The following is a 21,476-nucleotide window of genomic DNA, read 5'->3' as shown; positions in this document are numbered from 1 at the left end:
GGTAATCGTAGTATTCCTGATCATCATAGCCATTTCCGGATTTATATACTTCCGGAGCCATCATTAAATTTCATGTCTTTACAAGTAAATTTAAACTTCCGGTAAGAATTTATCGGATAAAAAAATTTTGAAGCTTTGTTTGGAAGCTTCATAAAAAAAGACAGGCCTAAATACCTGTCTTGAAAAAATATATATATTGTTATTTTTTACTCTACACTTACCACTCTTTCAATTTCAGGAGCATGTTGCTTGATAGTATTTTCCACTCCCAGCTTTAATGTTGAAAAATTGACAGGACAACCGGAACAGTTTCCTAAAAGCTTTACAAAAACCTGGTTTTCCTTTACATCGATAAGTTCAATATCCCCACCGTCTCTGTTCAGAAAGGGACGGATGCTTTCGAGGGCTTCCATCACTCTTGTTACGGTATCTTCGTGTGTTATATTTGTGTCCATATTTTTTTTCGGTTCGATTCGGTTTTAACAACTGATTTATTTTTTAGGCGAACATCCGGCCATTGTAGTGATTTTTACAGCCTCTGTCGGAGGAAGATTTTTATTTCTTTCTACAAGGCTTTCCACCATATTCTGCGCCGTTTTCGTATAGATTTCTGCAATCTTTGAATTTTCCTGTAAAGCTGCAGGTCTTCCTACATCTCCGGCCTCTCTGATACTTTGGATCAATGGAATTTCTCCCAATACGGGAATCCCTAAATCATCCGCAAGGTATTGTGCTCCCTGATTTCCAAAGATATAGTATTTGTTGTCAGGAAGTTCTTCAGGTGTGAAATAAGCCATATTTTCCACAAGCCCCAGAACCGGGATGTTAATACTTTCCATTTGGAACATTGCAATTCCTTTTCTTACATCTGCCAGGGCAACATGCTGCGGCGTACTTACGATAACCGCTCCTGTTACAGGAACTTCCTGTATAATTGACAAATGAATGTCCCCCGTTCCCGGAGGTAAATCAATTAGCAAGAAATCCAGTTCTCCCCATGCAGCATCTCTGATCATCTGGTTCAATGCTTTTGAAGCCATTGGCCCTCTCCACACTACCGCCTGATTGGCTCCTGAGAAATATCCTATAGAAAGCATTTTTACTCCATAATTTTCAATAGGTTTCATAAGGTTCTTACCATCTACCTCTACGGAAATAGGCTTTTGCCCTTCTGTATCAAACATGGTGGGAACTGATGGTCCGTAAATATCGGCATCCAATAAACCTACTTTGAACCCCATTTTAGCCAATGTAACGGCCAGGTTGGCTGAAACAGTTGACTTACCTACTCCTCCTTTTCCGGAAGCAATAGCGATAATATTCTGAATTCCTGGAATCTGTTTTCCTTTAATCTGACTCTGTTGAACCTCACTCGGCTCCGGAGAAACTATTTTAAGTTTAAGATGTACATCTTCTCCAAACTCACTGGTAAATGCCTGCTTCATAGCAGCTTCCAGTTTCTTTTTCTCATGCATGGCCGGCGAATGAGCTGTCATATCAATATAGACATCATCACCCATAATCTGCAGATTATTTACTAGATCATCTACTTCTATTTCCTTAAGAAAATCCTGAACCTGTTCTTTCGTCAACATAAATCTTTAAAATTATTCTACAAATTTACGTAAATTTTACCTATTTAGAATAAGTAAACTTAATCATAGACAAATTCTTTTGCAAAATCAAATTTTATAGTACTTTTAAGAAATTTTAATTGTTGAAATGAAAAAAACATTTATTTTCCTTTTAGGATTAGTATTTCATAATTTTTTTTCTCAAAATTATACTCAATATGTTAATCCATTCATAGGAACCGGAGGACATGGACACACTTTTCCGGGAGCGACAGTTCCTTTCGGAATGGTACAGCTTTCCCCTGATACAAGGATTGACGGGAGCTGGGACGGATGTAGCGGATATCATTATTCAGATTCCGTTATATATGGTTTTTCCCATACCCATCTCAACGGTACAGGAGTGTCTGATTACGGAGATATAATGCTGATGCCCACGATGGGAACCCCCAGCTTACAGACTAAAGAATATTCCTCCAAATTTTCGCATAAAAATGAAAAAGCCACTGCCGGATTTTATTCGGTAAAACTGGACAAAAATAATATCAATGTCCGGTTAACCACTACGGAAAGGGTAGGCTATCATGAATATACTTTTAACAAAGCAGGAAATGCCAACATCATTTTAGATTTAAATCATAGGGATAAACTGCTGGAAGGGGAAGTAAAAATTATTGATGATAAAACGATAGAGGTGCTGAGAAGAAGTGAAGCCTGGGCTACCAATCAGTATATCTATGCGAGGATTGAGTTTTCCAGGCCTATGAAAATTTCTAAAAAAGAAGTTAACGGACAGCAGGATGGTAATATTTTCACGGGAACCCGTCTCGCTCTTGCTTTTTCTACAACAGTTAAAAAGGGCGAAAAAATTAATGTAAAAGTAGCCCTCTCTCCCACTTCCTATGAAGGAGCTGAAAAAAATATGCTGGCAGAAGGAAAATCCAATGATTTTGAAGCCGTAAGAAAGCAGGCCGACGAAAAGTGGAACAGGGAACTTTCCAAAATAGAAGTAAAATCAGAGGACAAAAATAAACTTACTGTTTTTTATACGGCGCTGTACCACATTTTTACCCAGCCTAATATTGCGATGGATACAGATGGAAAATACAGGGGAAGAGATAATAAAATCCATACCGCAGAAAATTTCGGCTATTATTCGGTGTTTTCACTTTGGGATACCTTCAGGGGAGCACATCCTCTTATGACTTTAATTGACAGAAAAAGAACCTCCGACTTTATCAACACCTTTATCAAACAATATGAGCAGGGTGGTAAACTTCCTGTATGGGAGCTGGCTTCCAATGAAACGGAATGTATGATCGGATATCATGCCGTTTCCGTAATCGCCGATGCCATGGCAAAAGGAATCAAAGGTTTTGATTATGAAAAAGCCTTTGAAGCCTCAAAAAATTCTGCCATGCTGGATATCTTCGGATTAGATGCCTATAAACATAATAATTTCATCAGCATTGATGATGAGCACGAAAGCGTATCAAAAACACTGGAATACGCTTATGACGACTGGTGTATTGCCCAAATGGCAAAGATTCTAGGCAAAAAAGAAGATTATCAATATTTCATGAAACGCTCACAAAACTGGAAAAATTTATACAACCCTAAAAACGGATTCATGCAGGCCAGAAAAAATGGAAACTGGTATTCTCCTTTTGATCCGAGGGAAGTTAATAATAACTATACCGAAGGAAATTCATGGCATTATTCTTATTTTGTGCCCCAGGATATTCCCGGACTTATCTCCGCCCATGGAGGAAAAGCTGAATTTGAAAAGTTCATTGATGGTATATTTTCCGCTCCCGATACTACTACCGGCAGGGAACAGGTGGATATTACCGGCTTAATAGGACAATACGCCCAGGGAAATGAGCCCAGTCACCATATCGCCTATCTTTATAATTACGTAGATAAGCCTCAGAAAACTGATGAAAAGATTAAATTCATCCTTGACAATTTTTATAAAAACAGTCCGGACGGATTGATCGGGAATGAAGATTGTGGACAGATGAGCGCATGGTATATTTTAAGCTCAATGGGCATCTACTCAGTAACTCCCGGACTGCCTGTATGGGAAACGACAACTCCTTATTTTGATGAAATCATAATTCATCTGGAAGATGGCTCCACACGAACTATCACCAAAAATACAGGAAAGGCAGAATTACGAAAATTAGGATTTGAAAATATACAGCCTGCCAAAGATTTTAAATACAGTGAACAAACTGCCGCACCGGTTATTTCAGCAGACCGTCTTTTTGATTTTTCTACCCAAGTGGAAATCACTTCGCTTAATCCTAATGATAAAGTATATTATACCACTCAGGAAGAAGGTGAATCTAATGGAAAAAAATCATTTAAAACCTATAAAGAACCATTTACAATAAGCAAAACCACACAGGTTTTGGCCTATTCTGAAAGAAATAAAGAAAAAAGTGCAGTAGTAATCGCCCGTTTCAATAAGCGTCCCAATCATTGGGATATCAATGTAAATTCAACAGTTAATCCCCAGTATACGGCAGGAAGTAAATTTGCGCTTATAGATGGCATCAAAGGGGCTACAAACTGGCGAAAAGGAGAATGGCAGGGATATCAGGGACAGGATTTTGAAGCCGTCATTGATTTTAAATCTCCCCAGCAGATCAGAAAGATATCTTCCACTTACCTTCAGGACAGCAGGGCATGGATTTTAGCCCCTAAAAAAGTTGAATACTATGCATCAATGGACGGTAAAAGTTATATCCTTATGAAAACACTGGAAAACAACATTGATCCAAAAGATGAAAAAGTCCAGATTGAAAATTTCGTTACAGACCTGCTTCCTACAGAAGCCCGTTTTGTAAAGGTTAAAGCCTATTGCTTCGGTAAGCTTCCGGCATGGCATCAGGGAGCAGGGGGTGATGCTTATATCTTCATTGATGAAATCTCCATAAACTAATTGAACTTCACCCATAAAAAAATCCCTCTGAAATTTTCGGAGGGATTTTGATTTTTATTAAGCTTAATATATTTTATTATTTATATCTGCTCAGTCGGACTATCAAGCTGGCCTTCCCATTTGGAAACAGCTGATGTAGCCAAGGCATTTCCTAAAACATTGGTCATGCTTCTTCCCATATCACAGAAGTGGTCGATAGGTAAAATAAGGGCAATCCCTTCCGGTGGAATTCCAAACATAGAACAGGTAGCTACAATAATTACCAAAGAAGCTCTTGGTACTCCCGCAATTCCTTTTGAGGTCAGCATTAAAACCAAAAGCATAATGATCTGCTGTCCTAAAGTCATTTCAATACCATAGATCTGGGCAATGAATATAGATGCAAACGTCATATACATCATACTACCGTCAAGATTAAAAGAATATCCCAGCGGTAAAATAAAGGATACTACCCTGTTATTACACCCGAACTTTTCCAGTTCCTCTACAAGCTTCGGAAAAACCGCTTCTGAGCTTGTGGTAGAAAACGCAATAAGCAAGGGTTCTTTTATTCTTCTCAGCAATTCGAAAAGACGGTTCCCCAAAATAAAATATCCTACCAATAATAATACAAGCCACAGGACACCCAATGCAAAGAAGAAATCCCTAAGGTAAATTGCATATACCTTGAAAATTTCAAAACCATTGGTAGCTACTACAGCTGCTATGGCCCCCAATACACCTAGAGGAGCGAACCACATGATATATCCCACCATTTTAAGAATGGCATGGGCTATGATATCGAATAATTTAATAACCGGCTGAGCATATTCATCCCCAAGATTAGCCAGTGCAATTCCAAACATAATGGAAAAAACAACAATCTGAAGTACTTCATTGGTTGCAAAGGCTTCAAATATACTTTTAGGAACCACGTGCTTCACAAAATCTTCAAGAGAGAAACCTTTGCTGCTTTTTAAAAGATCTGCTGCGGAAGTGGCATCCTGTATAGGTAATTTAGTAACATGCCCCGGCTCCAACCAGTTAACGAGCATCAACCCGATAAAAAGGGAAACCAGGGAAGCAGAAATAAACCATAGCATAGCCTTTCCTCCTACCCTTCCGATCATTTTGATATCACTCATTTTAGCAATTCCCACCACAAGGGTAGTAAATACCAACGGAGCAATGATCATCTGAACAAGTCTGATAAAAACGGTTCCGAGAAGTTTGATATTATTGGAGAACGAACCTGCGCTCTCAGGATATTGTATGTGTACAATCCCACCCATCACTACCCCCAGAATAAGGGCAATAATAATGGCTACAAATAATTTATTTTGTCCTTTCATAATTGATCAATTGCACAAATATAATAGTTTTAAAATTTTAATTAAATCCATGTGCATTATTAAATTTTTAACCTTTTTCAGATATAGAAAATACAAACCCCTGAATACAAACGCCTTGCATGGGAATTACAAAATATTTAGTCTTGTTTTGCCTCTTTGGTATAAATTTTATTACTAAATTTGGTAGTATTAAAAACATTAAATAAATACTCTATGAAAAAAACAATCGCAATGGCTGCCTTAGCAATGGCAGTATCATTCGGAGCAGTATCATGCAAAAAGAAAGTTTCTGATGCAGATCTGCAAACTCAGGCTACTACGATTGTAACGTCTAATCCCGGTGCTTCTGTTGAAGTAAAAGACGGAGTAGCTCACCTAAGTGGAACTTTCGCTGATCAGCAGTCTAAGGATGCTATGATTGCCCAGTTGAAAGCAGTAAATGGAATTAAAGATGTAATGGATATGTCTACTATCGCTCCTGCAGAAGCTCCTGTAGCTACTACAACAGCGGTAGATCCTGCAGTTCAGCAAAAAGTTCAGGATGCGGTAAAAGATTTCCCATCTGTAAAAGTAGAAGTTGTAAACGGAGAACTTACCCTTACCGGAAATGTTTCTCCTCAGCAGGCTAGAAAAATCAAAGAATCTGTTGATGCTTTGAAAGTAGGAAAAGTAAATTATAACTATACAGTAAAATAATTGAAGATGAGTACATTACAAGATAAATATTCAAGTGTAGTTTCTGCTGCTCAGTCTGCAGGGATTTCAAATTTACAGGTTCAGGAACAGGATGGAATACTTTATGTTTCGGGAAACGCTTCCAATACCGCGGCCAAAGATGCTGTGTGGAATGCTTTAGGAGCTATCGATTCTACTTATTCTGCTTCTGATATCAATATTGATGTACAGGTGGAAGGATTATCTTCCGGAGCTTCTCTTACAGTAGCTACAGAAGAGTCTAACCTTAATATCAGACAGGAGCCATCTACTGAAGCTGCAGTAGTAGGTAAAGCTGCTAAAGGTTCTTCAGTAACATTAATCGAGCAGACATCAGATGACTGGTGGAAAGTAAAAACTGCTGACGGGCAGGAAGGATATGCTTATTCAAGATATTTGAGAGCGTAATCTCGATATTTTTAAACATATTAAAGTACCCTGAAATAATTTCAGGGTACTTTTTTTTCGTAAAACTTTAATTATATAATAAAATAACCATAATTAATTTAATTGAAATCTATTTTTATTTTTAAATTCGCTCAAAATTTTATTTATGAAAGTCCATATTTTAATTGTATTTATTTTCTTTTTTATATTCGGAAATTCACAAAGCAGTAAGGAGAGTAATTTTGTAAAAGATAATTTCACGAAAAAAGAAGTATATATCAAAATGCGGGATGGCGTACAGCTTTTTACCGCTATTTATATACCCAAAGATATTTCAGGGAAAAACAAATATCCGGTGCTCATGCAAAGAACCTGTTACAGTATTGCACCTTATGGGGAGAATGAATACAAAACAAAACTTGGCCCTAATGATTACCTGATGAAGGATAAATATATTTTTGTTTACCAGGATGTCCGCGGAAGATATATGAGCGAAGGGACCTTTACCAATATGACTCCACAGGTCAGCCACACAGGAAATAAAAATGTGGATGAAAGTACCGACACATATGATACGATAGAATGGCTTATTAAAAATATTCAATATAACAATGGTAAAGTAGGTCAGTTCGGAACTTCTTATCCCGGCTTCTATACCGCAGTAGGAACATTATCCCAACATCCGGCATTGGTGGCTTCCTCACCGCAAGCTCCTATTTCAGATTTCTGGAATGATGACTTTCTTCACAATGGCAAGTTTATGATGGGATATTTCAGGACCTTTCCTGTTTTCGGAGTTCAAAAAACAAAACCGGAAAAAACAGCCTGGTATACAGATTCCATGATCAAACCCACTTCAGAGGATGGTCTTAAATTTTATAAAGATATGGGTACCTTAAAAGACGGTTATGAAAAATATTATAAAGACAATTTCTTCATGACCGAAATTATGAATCATCCGAACTATGATGAATTCTGGCAAAAAAGAAGCCTTTTACCTCATCTTAAGAATATCAGTCATGCTGTAATGACCGTAGGAGGATGGTATGATGCCGAAGACCTATCCGGTCCCCTCAACATTTACAAGACCATCGAAAAGAACAGTCCTAAAGCTAAAAACACAATTGTAATGGGTCCGTTTTCTCATGGCGGTTGGTCCCGCGAAATGGGAAAACATTTTCATAATGATATTTATTTCGGAGACAGCATTGCAACCTATTACCAAAAAAATATTGAAACCAAATTTTTCAACCATTATCTGAAAGGAAATACAAAACAGGATGCCGGTTTACCGGAAGCGCTTATGTATGACACAGGATCCAAAGAATGGAAAGAATTTTCCACTTACCCACCAAAAAATGTACAGAAAGTCAATTTCTACCTGGCTAACAATACCTTAAAAAATACCGCTGGTTCAGGGTTTTCAGAATATTACAGCGACCCAGATAATCCGGTACCAAGCTCTTCCAATTTAAGAGATTTCAATGGGTTTACCCCAAGAAACTATATGTCAGAAGATCAGAGATTTGCTACCGGCAGACCTGATGTTATTACTTTCACAACCGATATACTCACTGAAGACATCACACTGGCAGGAGAAATTATGGCTAAATTAAATATTGCTTCTACTTCTACCGATGCCGATTTTGCTGTAAAGTTAATTGATGTATATCCCGAAGATTTTGTCCCTCTGGAGAAAAGAGACGGTATTATTTATGGAAATTACCACCAGATGGTAAGAAGTGAAATTATGCCTGCAAGATTCCGAAATTCCAGAGAAAAGGGAGAAGCTTTGATTCCCAATCAAAAAACTGCGGTAAACTTTAGACTTCAGGATGTGATGCATACTTTTAAAAAAGGACATAAAATACAGATTCAGATCAGCAGTACCTGGTTCCCGCTTTTCTCTGTAAACCCTCAAAAATTCTTGAATAACCCCAATATGGCAACTAAAGTGGATTATACGAAAGCTTTTATTAAAGTGTTTGAGGATAGTTCGATTGAGGTTGAAGTATTAAAATAAAAGTAAAGGCTGCTCTTCTGAGCAGCCTTTTATATACTTAACCGATAGTCTTTCTGTCATTTCGAAGGGAACGAAGTGGACTGAGAAATCTTTCTCTTTTAATCCTCAGATTCTTCACTACACTATGCTCCGTTCTGAATGACAGGCAATCACTGAAAGGCAAAATTTACTATTGTTTTTCCCAGAACTCATTATTTAATAATAATCCATTCAATAAAATTAAATGATAACCTTATGTCATTTCGAAGGGAACGAAGTGGACTGAGAAATCTTTTCTCTTTTTAATCCTCAGATTCTTCACTACGCCATGCTCCGTTCTGAATGACAGGCAACCACTGAAAGGCAAAATTCACTATTATTTTTCCAGGAACCCATTGTTTCACGATAATCCATTCGATAGAATTAAATGTTAACCTTATGTCATTTCGAAGGGAACGAAGTGGACTGAGAAATCTTTCTCTTTTTAATCCTCAGATTCTTCACTACGCCATGCTCCGTTCTGAATGACAGATGTACACTTGGAGGTAAATAAATTATTCCGCTTGGAAATGGCAAATAAAGTTCCTGGGATTATATCCTATTCTTCAATAGTTCTAAAGGTAAGATTGATTCTCGGAGTTTTTATTTTAGTCGTCGGAGGTAATCTATGAAGCCAATGATCCTGAGTACTCCCTTTCATCACCAATAAACTTCCGTTTTCCAGAAAGATTTCAACCTTTTCTTTGGTCTGCTTATGCTTGAATAAAAACTTCCTTTCCGCTCCAAAGGTCACGGAAGCAATGGCACCATGCCTTTTTAAATCTTTCTCTCCATCGCTGTGATAAGCCATTCCTTCACTGCCATCATGATATAGATTCAAAAGGCAGGAATTATAAGTTTCACCCGAAACCTCTTCACATTTTTGTTTTAATTCCAAAAGTTCAGGAGTCCATGGTTTTGCATATTTACTTCTTTTAGAATAAGTATATTCAAATTCTTTTTCACCAAACCACGCGACCTTCCTTTTGGTAAGAATTAATTTACCAAAAATCACCGCTTCATCATGTTCCCAAGGTATCTGGTGAAGTAAGTAGTTGTAATAAGAGTCTGATTTCTGTTGGGAAAAGATCTTTCCATAATAATGAACGACACCATCAGACGGAAGTATATTAAGCGGGAAATCTGATATTTCTTCAAATAAACTCATTACTATTTAATTTTTAAATATCTTAAAAGTCTAATTTTCATCACCGGAATAGATATGGGAGCTTTCCCATCCTAATATCAGCTGCTTTCTTTCACTTCCCCATCTATATCCACCAATATGTCCGGAAGCCTGGATTACCCTGTGACATGGAATAAGAAATGCTACGGGATTGCTTCCTATTGCTGTTCCTACTGCTCTTGAAGCTTTAGGATTTTCAATCTTACTGGCCAGGTTTCCATAAGTGGATAGTTTGCCCATTGGAATGGATAAAAGACTTTTCCATACTTTAAGCTGAAAATCGGTTCCTCTTAAATGAAGCTTAATATTGTTCAGCCTTGTCCAGTCCTTTTCAAAAATGGACAACGCATTTCTCTGGAGCTGGTCTTGTTTTTCAGAAAAAGAAGCATTGGGAAACTGAGCTTTCAGATTTCCCAATGCTGATTCTTTATTAATTTCAAAAGCCATATAGCAAATCCCTTTTTCTGTGGAAGCGATCATTATATTTCCAAACGGGCTTTCTGAAAAATGATAATTAATATCGAGATTTTTACCTCCGTTTTTATATTCGGCCGGAGACATTCCTTCTATGGTAACAAATAAATCATGCAGCCTGCTTGTACTGGAAAGTCCTGTTTCATAAGCTGCATCAAATAAACTTGCCTTTTCCTCCTTTAATAGGTTTTTAGCATGCTCAAGACTGATGAACTGCAAAAACTTTTTAGGACTTGTACCCGCCCAGTCCGTAAACATTTTCTGAAAATGTGCAGGACTCAGATGTACATTTTCCGCTATTTCCTCCAAACCAGGCTGAAACTGATAATGAGTCCGGATATATTCTATCGCCTTGGCAATCCTGTGATAATCTATCTGATTTTGTGTGGACATAACTTTTATTTTACCTCACAAATTTCCCAAGAAAATACGGTTGAAAAAATCCGATTCCTGCGGAATTTAATTTAATTGTTTTTATAAATATGATAGTAAGCCAGCATTTTATAATAAAGCTTGGCTGCCAGGAATGCAGACGGCTTAGCCATCGGTGAATCCATAAGCTCCACAATATCAAAAGCTACTACATTGCATTTTTCAAATACTTTTCTTAACAGCTCCAAAGTAGGATACCACTGTAATCCTCCAGGCTCCGGAGTTCCGGTAGACGGCGCAATCGAAGGATCAAAAGCATCAAGATCTATCGTGATATACACATTTCCTGATACCTTTTCCAGGACATCATTGATCCAGTTTTCATTTACTGCAATCTGATGGGCAAAAAATACTCTTCCTTCCGGTAAATATTGATTTTCTTCAACATCCATGGAACGGATTCCCACCTGTACGAGATTATGCTTCTGATTGGCTTCAAAAACAGCACAGGCATGATTGGAAGTAGAACCATGAAATTCTGGACGTAAATCGGTGTGGGCATCCAGCTGTAAAACGGTCAGGTTTTCATACTTTTCTCCAATAGCGCGAATAGAACCTATGGACACTGAATGCTCTCCTCCAAAAAGCGTAAATAATTTCCCATCGTTCTGAAGAAGTTCTTTAGTTTTCTGATATACGGCTTCCGTCATAGCTTCCGGTGAAGAGTTCTCAGAAATTTCTCCGGCAAGATATACTCCTTCCAGATAAGGCTCCGTACCGGTTTCGATATCATAGAGCTCCATATTTTCTGAAGCATCCAAAAATAATTCAGGGCCTTTATCCGCTCCTTTTCCCCAGGTGGAAGTCCCATCATAAGGAACTGTTACCAACATTACTTTTGAGTTTTCCAGTGTTGCATTTTCTTCCGGTATTCCCGCGTATGTTTTCATAATATATTGAATATTTAAAAGACTAAAATAATAGAACAAAGATACGCAGAAAATCGGCTTCCCTAGAAATATTTGCCCCCTGAAAAGCCAATCCGGTTACGAATACTTATCTTTGCAGAAAATTTTGTTATGTCATTAAAAGCTGTACTCTTTGATATGGATGGAGTGATTGTAGATACGGAACCATTACATAGAAAAGCTTATTTCAAAATGTTTAATGATCTTGAAATTGAAGTTTCGGAAGATTTATATACTTCTTTTACAGGATATTCTACTAAAAAGGCTTGTGAAACCTTAATTGAAAAATTCGACCTGAGCCATACCCATGAAGACCTTACCCGGATCAAAAGAACTTATTTTAAAGATTATTTTTACAATGATGCCGATTTTGATCTTATTCCGGGAGTCAGAAAGCTGATGGAACATTATTTTGAAAATAATGTAAAGCTTATTGTAGCTTCTTCTGCAAGTATGACAACTATTCAAATGGTTTTTGAAAAGTTCGGTCTGGAAAAATATTTCAGTGGAAAGATCAGCGGTGCGGATTTAAAAGAATCCAAGCCTCATCCTGAAATTTTTCTCCTGGCAGCCCAGATGGCCGATGAACCTAATGAAAACTGTATGGTAATTGAGGATTCCACTAACGGAATTTTAGCGGCTCATAAAGCCGATATTTTCTGTGCAGCGTATAAAAGCAAACATTCTAAAAATCAGGATTATGCTTTAGCTAATATTACCGTTTCAGATTATTCAGAACTGGAAATAGATAAAATATCAGATTATTTTAAATAAAAAAAGAGCCCTCAATTTGAAGGCTCTTTTATTTTTATTGAGTATATCCTAAAAGCTTTAAGATATCTTCCGGTTCCTGCTTCTCACGGAAAATTTCATATTGGAAATCCCCGTTTTCATCTTTCTGAATCAAGATATGTCTTGGCTGCGGCATCAGACAGTGATGAACTCCACCATATCCGCTTATCGTTTCCTGATAAGCTCCTGTATGGAAAAATCCTATATACAAAGGCTTCGTATCACTGAAAACCGGCAAGTAAATCGCATTGGTATGCTGTTCAGAGTTATAGTAATCATCAGAATCACAGGTTAATCCTCCGAGAAACACCCTTTCATAGGTATCATCCCAACGGTTAAGCGGGAGCATGATAAAGTGTCTGGAAATCGCCCATGTATCAGGAAGTGTAGTCATGAAAGAAGAATCGATCATATTCCATTTTTCCCTGTCGTTCTGACGTTTCTGAGAAATAATTTTATAAAGGTTAGCACCGCTTTCCCCCACTGTGAAGCTTCCGAATTCAGTATAGATATTCGGTTCTTCCACTCCTTCTTCTTCACAGAATTTTTTGATCTGGGAAACGATCTCCTCTACCATATACTGGTAGTCATAATCAAAGTTAAGAGATGTTTTAATAGGAAAACCTCCACCGATATTCAATGAATCCACTTCAGGGGCAATTTTCTTCAAACGGGCGTATACACGAAGACATTTATACAATTCATTCCAATAATAGGAAGTGTCTTTGATTCCCGTATTAATGAAAAAGTGAAGCATCTTCAGCCTTGCGTTTGGATGCTCAGCAATTTTCTGGCTGTAATAAGGGATAATATCTTTATATCCTATACCCAGTCTTGAGGTATAAAATTCGAATTTAGGCTCTTCTTCAGAAGCAATCCTGATCCCGATATTGAAGGTGGTATCTATACTTTCCGTAAGCTTATCCAATTCACGGTAGTTATCCAGAATGGGGGTAATATTTTCAAAACCGTTATTGATCATTTCTGAAATTTTCATCAGGTAATCATCTGTTTTGAATCCGTTACAGATCACTTCGATATTCTTATCTACTTTCTCTTTTTCATAAAGGGATTTCACAATATCCATATCATACGCTGAAGAAGTTTCGATAGAAATATCATTCTTTAAGGCTTCTTCAATCACAAAGTTGAAATGACTCGACTTTGTACAGTAACAATAAGTATAGTTTTTCTTATACTCATTTTTCTCAAAAGCTTCTTTAAACCAACTTTTGGCTTTCTGAATGTTTTGAGAAATCCTTGGCAGGTAACTAATTTTTAGCGGAGTGCCAAACTTTTCCACAACTTCCATCAGAGGAATATCGTGAAACAACAAATTGTTCTCAGAAACGTTGAATTCTTCCGTAGGAAAATACAATGTCTGATCAATAAGTTCCGAGTATTTTATCTTCATTTCTTAACCGGTGAATTTAGGAATGCAAAATTGCTAAAAAAGTTTGATTTTTTGATGTTAAAACTCTTATAAATTTATATATATTTTTTGAGACCTGTTTTGAATAAAAAATAACTGTAAATGAGTTACTAACAATCAGTAGGTAAACTTACGAATATATAATTCTCTTTTTTCATCAGAAATCCCTAAAGCAGTATGGATATAATTCTCTACCGATCCGTATTCTTTATTGATTTCATCAAATGCGGAATCCAGATAATCACTTTCTACCCAGCTCAGTTTTTCCAGTACGTTGATATCCATTTTAGGATATAGAAAATGCAGGGTATTGGCAAGATGGAGCCTTTTCATGATGACGTTTTCCCGGTAATTATTGGATAGCAGGTATTCGTTGTAAATGGTTTCCTTATCAAATTTTAAGATCGTTAGAATCAGAGCGGTAATTATTCCCGTCCTGTCTTTTCCTGCCGTACAGTGATAAAGAACCGGATGATCCGAATCCAGGATTTCCATAATGATTGTTTTAATCACCTCGGGATTTTCTGCTACATATTCCCTGTAAAAATCCAGCATTCTTTTATCGGCATCGGCTCCATTTACTTTTCCTTTTAAAACCAATTTTTTAGCCTGTGCCAATTGATCGCCTTCATCTTCGAAAGCCGAATATTTTTTGTAAATGATAGCATCAGGGAGTTGATCCGGCTGTTTGGTGATTTCTTTGGTATTTCTCAGATCAATAATTTCTTTGATACCTAATGTTTCAAGGCTTTTGAAAGATCTCTTTTTAAGTTTATGTAAATGCCCGCTTCGGTAAAGCATACCCGTTTTTAAAGTTCGTCCTTCTGTATTTTTGATATTTTCAACAGTCCTGAAATTATACACTTTTTTAACCTCCATTAAAGGTTCGGAAACAGTCTTACCATATTCTGGTGTAACAAATTTTTGAGTTTTGCAGGAATAAAATCCAAGCAGTAAAATAAAAAGTACGGATATTTTTGTGATTGACCTCACTATTTCCAATGTTAGTTTACTTTCCAATAAAAATCAATAAATCGCCTGTTTTGTATTCGATACTTACTTCATCTTCTGAAGCAAAATTCCGGGTCAGCAGTTTGGTGGTCATACTTGCGCTTCCATCCTTTAAAGGCCAGTTCAGCCCTTGGGTAGTTATATGATCTACCATCGGAAAGGGGTATAAAGAAATCATTTTACCCTTTATACCTTTTAAAATAATGCTTTTAGGGATAAAGTAATATTCTGAAAATTCATCATAAAATTTAATATTCATTTTATCCTTGAAACGATAAGCCACAGTAAGGTTTCCGAGAAAATGATCCTGTTCTCCACCGCTTGCTCCAAAAACATCAATATCGGTACAGCCTTTTTCTTCAATAATTTCCAATGCTTTATGAAAATCAGTTTTATCCTGATCCGGAGTATAGATAAATTTTTCCTGATAAATATTTTCATCAGAACCGGAATGCGAATCAAAATCTCCTGAAATAAAATCAAGCCTATCCAGGGGAAATCCCATTTCCTTTAAATAATGAAAAGCTCCGTCTGTACAGGCGATCAGACCATAATGGGAAATATTGGGAAAATCTTTCGGGGCCTCACCATTAATGAAAAGTAATGCTTTATCTTTTTTCATTAGGGTTCCAGTATTCTTCCGGTTCGTTATCCAGTTTTGAAACGTAACGTGCCAATACAAACAGGTAATCTGAAAGGCGGTTAAGATATTTGATCAGCTCAGGACGTACTTCTTCAGTTTCATTAAGAAATACCATAGAGCGCTCCGCTCTTCTGCAGATCGTTCTTGCCGCATGTAAGAATGTTGCCGTCTGCCCTCCGCCGGGAAGTATAAAGAACTGAAGCGGCTCCAGCTCCTCATCAAAAGCATCCATCCATTTTTCAAGCTCTTCAATCTCCGTATCGGAAATGATTAAAGGTAATCTTGATTTTCCATTGGCAAGCATTAATTTATCTACGGGAGTTGCTGCTTCGGAGCCTACTGTAAATAAATCAAACTGAATTTTTTTCAGCTGATTCAAAACTTCCGGGTCATGAATATTGCTTTTGGCAATTCCGATAAATGCATTCAGCTCATCGATATTGCCATAACTTTCTACTCTTGCGCTGGCTTTGGATACTCTTGTTCCGCCATAAAGTGCCGTCTGACCTTTATCTCCTGTTTTAGTATAAATTTTCATAATACTAAAATACTTTTTTCAGATAAAGTCTACAACGCTTTTGATAGATTTTTATACTATAAAATCAGGCTACCCATCTGCCGGATTTTTTCATATACCTTATCCCGAAATAATATCCTGCAAATAAGAGGACAAAAAGAGTGGCCAGTATATTCCTGAAACTATCGTCTCCGTTGGTAAGCTGGGGATATTTGAATAAGAGAATTAAAACAATTCCGCAAAGCCAGACAAACTGCGTGTTGTATTCTTTGATGAGCCACCGTTTCCATTTAAACTCCATTGATCCGAAGGTCTTTCCCAATCCCGAAACTTTAGGAATCCAACGATGAACTTTCCTTGTATATTCATTGAAAGACTCTCCAAATTTATTTCTTAAGAAATTTTCTTCCGCCAATACTATGCATTGATAAATAAATAAGAAAACCGGCATTACAATAACCGTATACCATAGAGAGTTGGCCAGAATCCCTACTCCCAAAAGCATCAGAATATTCCCTACATATAACGGATTTCTTACATGATCAAAAATACCTTCCGTTACCAAACCGTCCGCATACACCTTTTTATCTTTTCCACCTCTTACAATATAGGCTAATCCTATGGTTCCGCCTCTTATCAACTGCCCGAGAACCGTTATGGAAAGTCCTGATATGATTGCAATCCAATAGTGGCCGGGACCAAACCTGGTCTCTCCAAACAATGGTGGTGAAGGGATAAATAAAAGCAGATACAGAATGATGAAAAGAAAATTTCTGTATTTAAAGAAAAAGTTACCTATTTGTATCATAATTTTTTAGCGATTATTCCTGTGAAATTATACCATTTAAAAAACACTTCTACTTCTCCAAATCCCGCTTCTTTCAGCATATTAATATTTTCACTGGTTTTATAGGGGATCAGAACATTTTCCAAGGCTTCCCTTTTTTGAGAAATTTCCAGTTCGCTGTAATCGTTTCTTCTTTTGAAGTCATAATAATGATCGATAAACTCCCTGTTAAAAGATTTTTCTTCGGTCAGGATTTTTTCAAAAAGAATAAACACCCCGTTTTTTACCATTCCGTCAAAGATTTTTTTCACAATGCTCAACCGATTAATCGGGCGGATAAATTGCAGTACCAAAACCATTGCCACTACGGAAGCATTCTTCACTGGAATCTCCTGGGTGAGATCCGCTACTAAAAGTTCAATATTGCGGTTCAGCTTAAAATTATCCAGCTTTTCCCTGCATTTTATGATCATTTCTTCCGAATCATCAATCCCAACGAATGTAATGGCTTCTTCTATTGTTTTATCCATTAAAAGCATCGTAGTTCCTGTGGAACATCCCAGATCATATACATGCGTTCCGGGCTGTGCATAATTTCCGGCCAATTCACTGGTTAACCTCTGCATCTCATCATAAAAGGGCACAGATCTGCTAACCATATCATCAAAAACGCCCGCCACCTTGTTGTTAAATTCAAAATCTGAAAGGTTTGCCAATTTTTCCTTGAAAACCTCATCCGAATCAATTACTTTGGACATATAGCTAAATTTTTAAAAAGTAGTAAATAATATTGTCAAATTTCAGATATAAAACGTTATAATATCTATATTATTTTAAAATATTTATACTTTTATCTAAAGATTAACATTATTTTAGATTATATTTTTTATTATGTTAAATTAACTACTGACAGGCTGTTGTCATAAACCAGTCTTACATTTGTTTCAGAAATAAAAACTTAAAAACAAAACATTATGACAACAACCATTCCATTCATCGCATCAGAACAATTATTGGAACACTGGCAAGGACACAGAAATTTAACCCGAAGGGTGATTGAAGCTTTTCCGGAAAAAGAACTGTTTGAGTTTTCAATAGGTGGAATGAGACCTTTTGCCAAACTGGCCGTAGAGCTTATAAGTATCGGAGGACCTGCAGTAAAAGGTATCGTAGAGAAAAATGAAAAAGCCTATGACGAGGAAGCCTTCACTCCTAAAACAAAAGAGGAAATTTTAAAAAAATGGGATGAAGAAACAGAGGTCATCAACCACTATTTTAATCAGATTTCCGAAGAACGTTTCCAGGAATCTTTCAACCTATTCGGACAGTATGAATTTCCTGTTTATCAGAATATCCTTTATTTTATCGATAATGAAGTTCATCACCGCGGACAGGGGTATGCATACCTGCGAGCCCTGGGTATCGAGCCGCCTTTCTTTTGGGAGAGATTTTAAGTCTTAATTTTTTTCTTCATTCAAATTAGAGTCAACCCCAGCCTATGGTTTGGGGTTTATTGGTGTCTGTTTGAAATTTTGGTGAGAATCTCATTCAATTTCACTTTAAGAATCTCGGGTTCCAGTATGGTTGCATAGTCCGCAAAGGTAAGCAGCCATCGAGGAAATCCATCATGGCTCCATTCCGTTTCAAAAGTCAGCAAAACTCCTTGTTCCGTTTCTTCCTCCTCAACCAGCCCGTAGTATTTCTTGGAATTGGTAAGATACATCATCACTTCCTTGTTGACTAAAAGCTTTACCCTTGTAGGATTTTTAGCAGTTTTCCTCCTGTAATCATCTATTTTACCGTATTCCTGAGAAAATGACTGAAAGGTTTTGGAGATTTTCAGAATGCGGTCTACCCTGAACTGTCTGAAATCATTTCTCAAGGTACAGAAAGCCATAATATACCAGCAATTAAATTCAAAAAACACTCCTACTGCTTCTATCGTGCGGGTCGAAATTTCAGAATTTATATCCCTGTATTCTATGATGAGCTGTCGCTTTTCCGCTATACTTTCCAGAATAGTAGGCAGAACATTTTTGATAACTTCCGTTTCTGTGGGAGCATGATAATTGAAAACATCAATCTGCTTTTCAACATTCTGAATCATATCTTTATCCGAATACCGCAATACGGAACGAACCTTTCCCATAGCCGACTGATAATGGATTCCCAAGCTCTGATGGGAAAACTTCTGCATCAGCTTTTCTGCTGTAATAAAGCTCAGGACCTCTTCTTTGGTGAACATCACCGGAGGCAGCCTGTAGCCATCCATAAGGGAATATCCGCTTCCGGCTTCCCCTACAATAGGAATCCCCGCATTTTCCAGTGTTTTTATATCGCGGTAAATAGTCCGGATACTGACTTCGAACTTTTCTGCCAGATCCTGCGCCCTTACCAACGGTCTTGATTGAAGCTGGGTAAGGATTGCTGTTACTCTATCCAGTTTTTTAAGATAATGGTCATTCATTAATCTTCTTTGTAAGTTTTAACCAAACGGTCCAAATTAAGACTTCTTGCCGAAGCGTCAAAAATTTCGCGGTAAGTTCCGTCTTTTTCATACAGCTCATCATGAGTTCCGTTTTCAACGACTCTTCCTTTTTTCATCACGTAGATGATATCCGAATCCAAAATCTGAGATAAGGAATGGGAAATAATGACTACCGTACGGCCTTCTTTTATGGCATCCAAAGAATTTTTAATCTGTTCTGTTGCGATGGCATCCAGGCTTGCAGTAGGCTCATCCAGGAAAATAATAGGCGGATCTTTTAAAAATAACCTGGCAATAGCTATTCTCTGCTGCTGACCTCCCGAAAGCTGGGTAGCATCGTGCAGATACTGATCCGGTAAATCCATAACCTGATCATGCAGATAGGCTTTTTTTGCAGCCTCCTGAATTTCTTCAAAGCTGGCATTCATGTTTCCATAACGGATATTATCTTCAATACTTCCCTGGAAAATATGGTTTCTCTGAAGAACAAGACCTAAATCATTTCTTAAAAAAGTATTGTCATACTCATTTAAGCTTACATTGTCTAATAAAATTTCTCCGGAATCGGGAAGATAAAATTTACATAATAGATTAATCACCGTAGACTTTCCGGCTCCACTCAATCCAACCAATGCCGTCGTTTTACCGTTTTCAATGGTCATGGAAACATCATGAAGGGCCTGGGTTCCGTTAGGATAAGAAAAGTTGACATTTTTTAATTCAAATTTGCCTTTGATTTCTTTTTCTACAAAGGTTCCGTTCTGTTCGGTTTCATCATCAGCATTCAGTATATCAAAATACCCTTCCGCATAGATCATGGCATCGTTCATATCATCATAAATACGGTGTAGCTGGCGGATAGGGGCGGAAACATTATTAAATAACATAATATGCAGCATGATTGCTCCAATGGTCATTTGCTGGTCCAATACAAGGTAAACGGTTAAAAGGATAATAAGTACTACTCCAAACTGTTCAATAAAGGTTTTGAGCCCGTCATAAATGAAGTTGGTTTTTCGCGTGAACATCTGGCTTTCCATCAACTGCATCTGCAAATCATACTGTTTTTTACCTTCAAATTTTTCCCGGACAAAACTTTTGATCACCATAATGGAATTGATCAGATTTAATAATCCTGAAGTCTTCTGCTCTCTCTGATTTCTCAGCTGACGGCGAACTCCTGATAATTTTTTGGCCTGTAATGAACTTACATAAAAATAAATCGGGACAATAATAGTAGAAACCAACCCTACATATACATTTTGCATATACATAATGATCAGTGCAATAATCGCATTGGAGAAAAGCGGAAGAATGTCTATAAAAAAATTCTGAACCAGCTTCGTTAAACTTTCAATACCGCGGTCAATTCTTATCTGCAATTTTCCGGATTCATGGTTTTCATCATTAAAATAAGACACCCTGTAAGTCAGGATTTTATCAATGGCAGACTGTGCCAACACGGAACTTACATTAATTCTGATTTTCTCTCCATAGAATTTCTGTCCGAAATTGATAAAGATATTTAAAAGTTCTTTGCCAAGCAAAATAATGGAAATAATCACCAGGATATGGATTCCTTCCGACATCGGATGCGGAAGATGAGTAAGTTCTGTAACTTCATCCACCGTATATTTTAATACGATCGGGTTGACCTGCGCTGCAAGTGCTCCTAAAAAAGTAAGAAATAAGGTTCCGTAAATCATTAAACGGTAAGGTCTGATAAATGGAACCAGCTGTTTATAAATCCCCAGAAAGGTGATTGTTCTGTTAAAAGGTTTTGCCATGGAATATATTCAACTAAAAAAC

General features: G+C 37.2%; 20 protein-coding genes. 6 read left to right on the top strand and 14 right to left on the bottom strand.

The genetic code is table 11. From position 1 onward, the window contains the following. Positions 1–206: 206 nt before the first annotated feature. Positions 207–455: a NifU family protein gene (locus ABJ974_RS04350; RefSeq protein ID WP_419870164.1), complete on the bottom strand. Its 249-nt coding sequence runs from the start codon at positions 453–455 to the stop codon at positions 207–209. A 36-nt stretch (positions 456–491) separates the two neighbouring features. Continuing rightward, positions 492–1,595, bottom strand: coding sequence for an Mrp/NBP35 family ATP-binding protein (locus tag ABJ974_RS04345; RefSeq protein ID WP_419870163.1), 1,104 nt, complete (start codon positions 1,593–1,595; stop codon positions 492–494). Positions 1,596–1,722: 127 nt separating this feature from the next. On the opposite strand from ABJ974_RS04345, the gene ABJ974_RS04340 reads away from it, so the two are divergent. Then, a complete protein-coding gene (locus tag ABJ974_RS04340; protein WP_419870162.1) occupies positions 1,723–4,524 on the top strand; it encodes a GH92 family glycosyl hydrolase in 2,802 nt (933 codons plus the stop codon). 80 nt (positions 4,525–4,604) lie between these two features. Here ABJ974_RS04340 and ABJ974_RS04335 read toward each other — a convergent pair whose 3' ends face one another. Next, complete coding sequence (locus ABJ974_RS04335) at positions 4,605–5,855, bottom strand: dicarboxylate/amino acid:cation symporter (RefSeq protein WP_419870161.1); 1,251 nt, start codon at positions 5,853–5,855, stop codon at positions 4,605–4,607. 213 nt (positions 5,856–6,068) lie between these two features. Here ABJ974_RS04335 and ABJ974_RS04330 point away from each other — a divergent pair, with 213 nt between their 5' ends. The 3 genes from ABJ974_RS04330 (at position 6,069) to ABJ974_RS04320 (ending at position 8,979) form a co-directional block, all read left to right on the top strand. After that, a complete protein-coding gene (locus ABJ974_RS04330) occupies positions 6,069–6,551 on the top strand; it encodes a BON domain-containing protein (RefSeq protein ID WP_419870160.1) in 483 nt (160 codons plus the stop codon). 6 nt (positions 6,552–6,557) lie between these two features. Then, entirely contained in the window at positions 6,558–6,977 is a 420-nt protein-coding gene (locus ABJ974_RS04325) for an SH3 domain-containing protein (RefSeq protein WP_419870159.1), read from the top strand. A gap of 145 nt (positions 6,978–7,122) precedes the next feature. Further along, on the top strand, positions 7,123–8,979 hold the full coding sequence (locus ABJ974_RS04320) for a CocE/NonD family hydrolase (RefSeq protein ID WP_419870158.1): 1,857 nt from the start codon (positions 7,123–7,125) through the stop codon (positions 8,977–8,979). A 577-nt stretch (positions 8,980–9,556) separates the two neighbouring features. Here ABJ974_RS04320 and ABJ974_RS04315 read toward each other — a convergent pair. The 3 genes from ABJ974_RS04315 to speB form a co-directional block, all read right to left on the bottom strand. Continuing rightward, entirely contained in the window at positions 9,557–10,165 is a 609-nt protein-coding gene (locus ABJ974_RS04315; protein WP_419870157.1) for an alpha-ketoglutarate-dependent dioxygenase AlkB family protein, read from the bottom strand. Between the two features lie 30 nt (positions 10,166–10,195). Continuing rightward, a complete protein-coding gene (locus tag ABJ974_RS04310) occupies positions 10,196–11,050 on the bottom strand; it encodes a bifunctional helix-turn-helix domain-containing protein/methylated-DNA--[protein]-cysteine S-methyltransferase (RefSeq protein ID WP_419870156.1) in 855 nt (284 codons plus the stop codon). 71 nt (positions 11,051–11,121) lie between these two features. Continuing rightward, the gene (speB, locus tag ABJ974_RS04305; protein ID WP_419870155.1) at positions 11,122–11,979 is read right to left on the bottom strand and encodes an agmatinase; all 858 of its coding nucleotides are present in this window, start codon (positions 11,977–11,979) and stop codon (positions 11,122–11,124) included. A gap of 129 nt (positions 11,980–12,108) precedes the next feature. On the opposite strand from speB, the gene ABJ974_RS04300 reads away from it, so the two are divergent. Next, positions 12,109–12,771 (top strand): HAD family hydrolase, encoded by a 663-nt coding sequence (locus tag ABJ974_RS04300; RefSeq protein WP_419870154.1) that lies wholly within the window; start codon positions 12,109–12,111, stop codon positions 12,769–12,771. Between the two features lie 34 nt (positions 12,772–12,805). Here ABJ974_RS04300 and ABJ974_RS04295 read toward each other — a convergent pair whose 3' ends face one another. From ABJ974_RS04295 to cmoA, 6 genes are all read right to left on the bottom strand, one after another. Further along, the gene (locus tag ABJ974_RS04295) at positions 12,806–14,203 is read right to left on the bottom strand and encodes a type III PLP-dependent enzyme domain-containing protein (protein ID WP_419870153.1); all 1,398 of its coding nucleotides are present in this window, start codon (positions 14,201–14,203) and stop codon (positions 12,806–12,808) included. A 135-nt stretch (positions 14,204–14,338) separates the two neighbouring features. Beyond that, positions 14,339–15,214, bottom strand: coding sequence for a tyrosine-protein phosphatase (locus ABJ974_RS04290; RefSeq protein ID WP_419870152.1), 876 nt, complete (start codon positions 15,212–15,214; stop codon positions 14,339–14,341). Between the two features lie 16 nt (positions 15,215–15,230). After that, on the bottom strand, positions 15,231–15,854 hold the full coding sequence (locus ABJ974_RS04285; RefSeq protein ID WP_419870151.1) for a thiamine diphosphokinase: 624 nt from the start codon (positions 15,852–15,854) through the stop codon (positions 15,231–15,233). Further along, complete coding sequence (locus ABJ974_RS04280; protein ID WP_419870150.1) at positions 15,841–16,413, bottom strand: cob(I)yrinic acid a,c-diamide adenosyltransferase; 573 nt, start codon at positions 16,411–16,413, stop codon at positions 15,841–15,843. Before ABJ974_RS04280 ends, ABJ974_RS04285 begins: the two co-directional genes overlap by 14 nt. Before the next feature lie 64 nt (positions 16,414–16,477). Further along, the gene (locus tag ABJ974_RS04275) at positions 16,478–17,200 is read right to left on the bottom strand and encodes a methyltransferase family protein (protein ID WP_419870149.1); all 723 of its coding nucleotides are present in this window, start codon (positions 17,198–17,200) and stop codon (positions 16,478–16,480) included. Next, a complete protein-coding gene (gene cmoA / locus ABJ974_RS04270; RefSeq protein WP_419870148.1) occupies positions 17,197–17,937 on the bottom strand; it encodes a carboxy-S-adenosyl-L-methionine synthase CmoA in 741 nt (246 codons plus the stop codon). The genes ABJ974_RS04275 and cmoA overlap by 4 nt, the downstream gene beginning before the upstream one ends. Positions 17,938–18,153: 216 nt before the next feature. Here cmoA and ABJ974_RS04265 point away from each other — a divergent pair, with 216 nt between their 5' ends. Continuing rightward, complete coding sequence (locus ABJ974_RS04265) at positions 18,154–18,633, top strand: DinB family protein (RefSeq protein WP_419870147.1); 480 nt, start codon at positions 18,154–18,156, stop codon at positions 18,631–18,633. Between the two features lie 56 nt (positions 18,634–18,689). On the opposite strand, the gene ABJ974_RS04260 is transcribed toward ABJ974_RS04265, so the two are convergent. Together ABJ974_RS04260 and ABJ974_RS04255 are read right to left on the bottom strand one after the other, a co-directional pair. Further along, a complete protein-coding gene (locus tag ABJ974_RS04260) occupies positions 18,690–19,646 on the bottom strand; it encodes a helix-turn-helix transcriptional regulator (RefSeq protein WP_419870146.1) in 957 nt (318 codons plus the stop codon). Then, positions 19,646–21,373 carry an ABC transporter ATP-binding protein gene (locus ABJ974_RS04255; protein ID WP_419870944.1) on the bottom strand — a complete coding sequence of 576 codons (1,728 nt, stop codon included), beginning with the start codon at positions 21,371–21,373 and terminating at the stop codon, positions 19,646–19,648. The genes ABJ974_RS04260 and ABJ974_RS04255 overlap by 1 nt, the downstream gene beginning before the upstream one ends. Between the last annotated feature and the right edge of the window lie 103 nt (positions 21,374–21,476).

The sequence above is a fragment of the Chryseobacterium sp. CT-SW4 genome (assembly GCF_048572715.1).
In the GTDB taxonomy this organism is placed as follows: Bacteria; Bacteroidota; Bacteroidia; order Flavobacteriales; family Weeksellaceae; genus Chryseobacterium.
The sequence above is the reverse complement of the archived record's forward strand: the minus strand, read 5'-3'. Positions and strand labels throughout refer to the sequence as shown.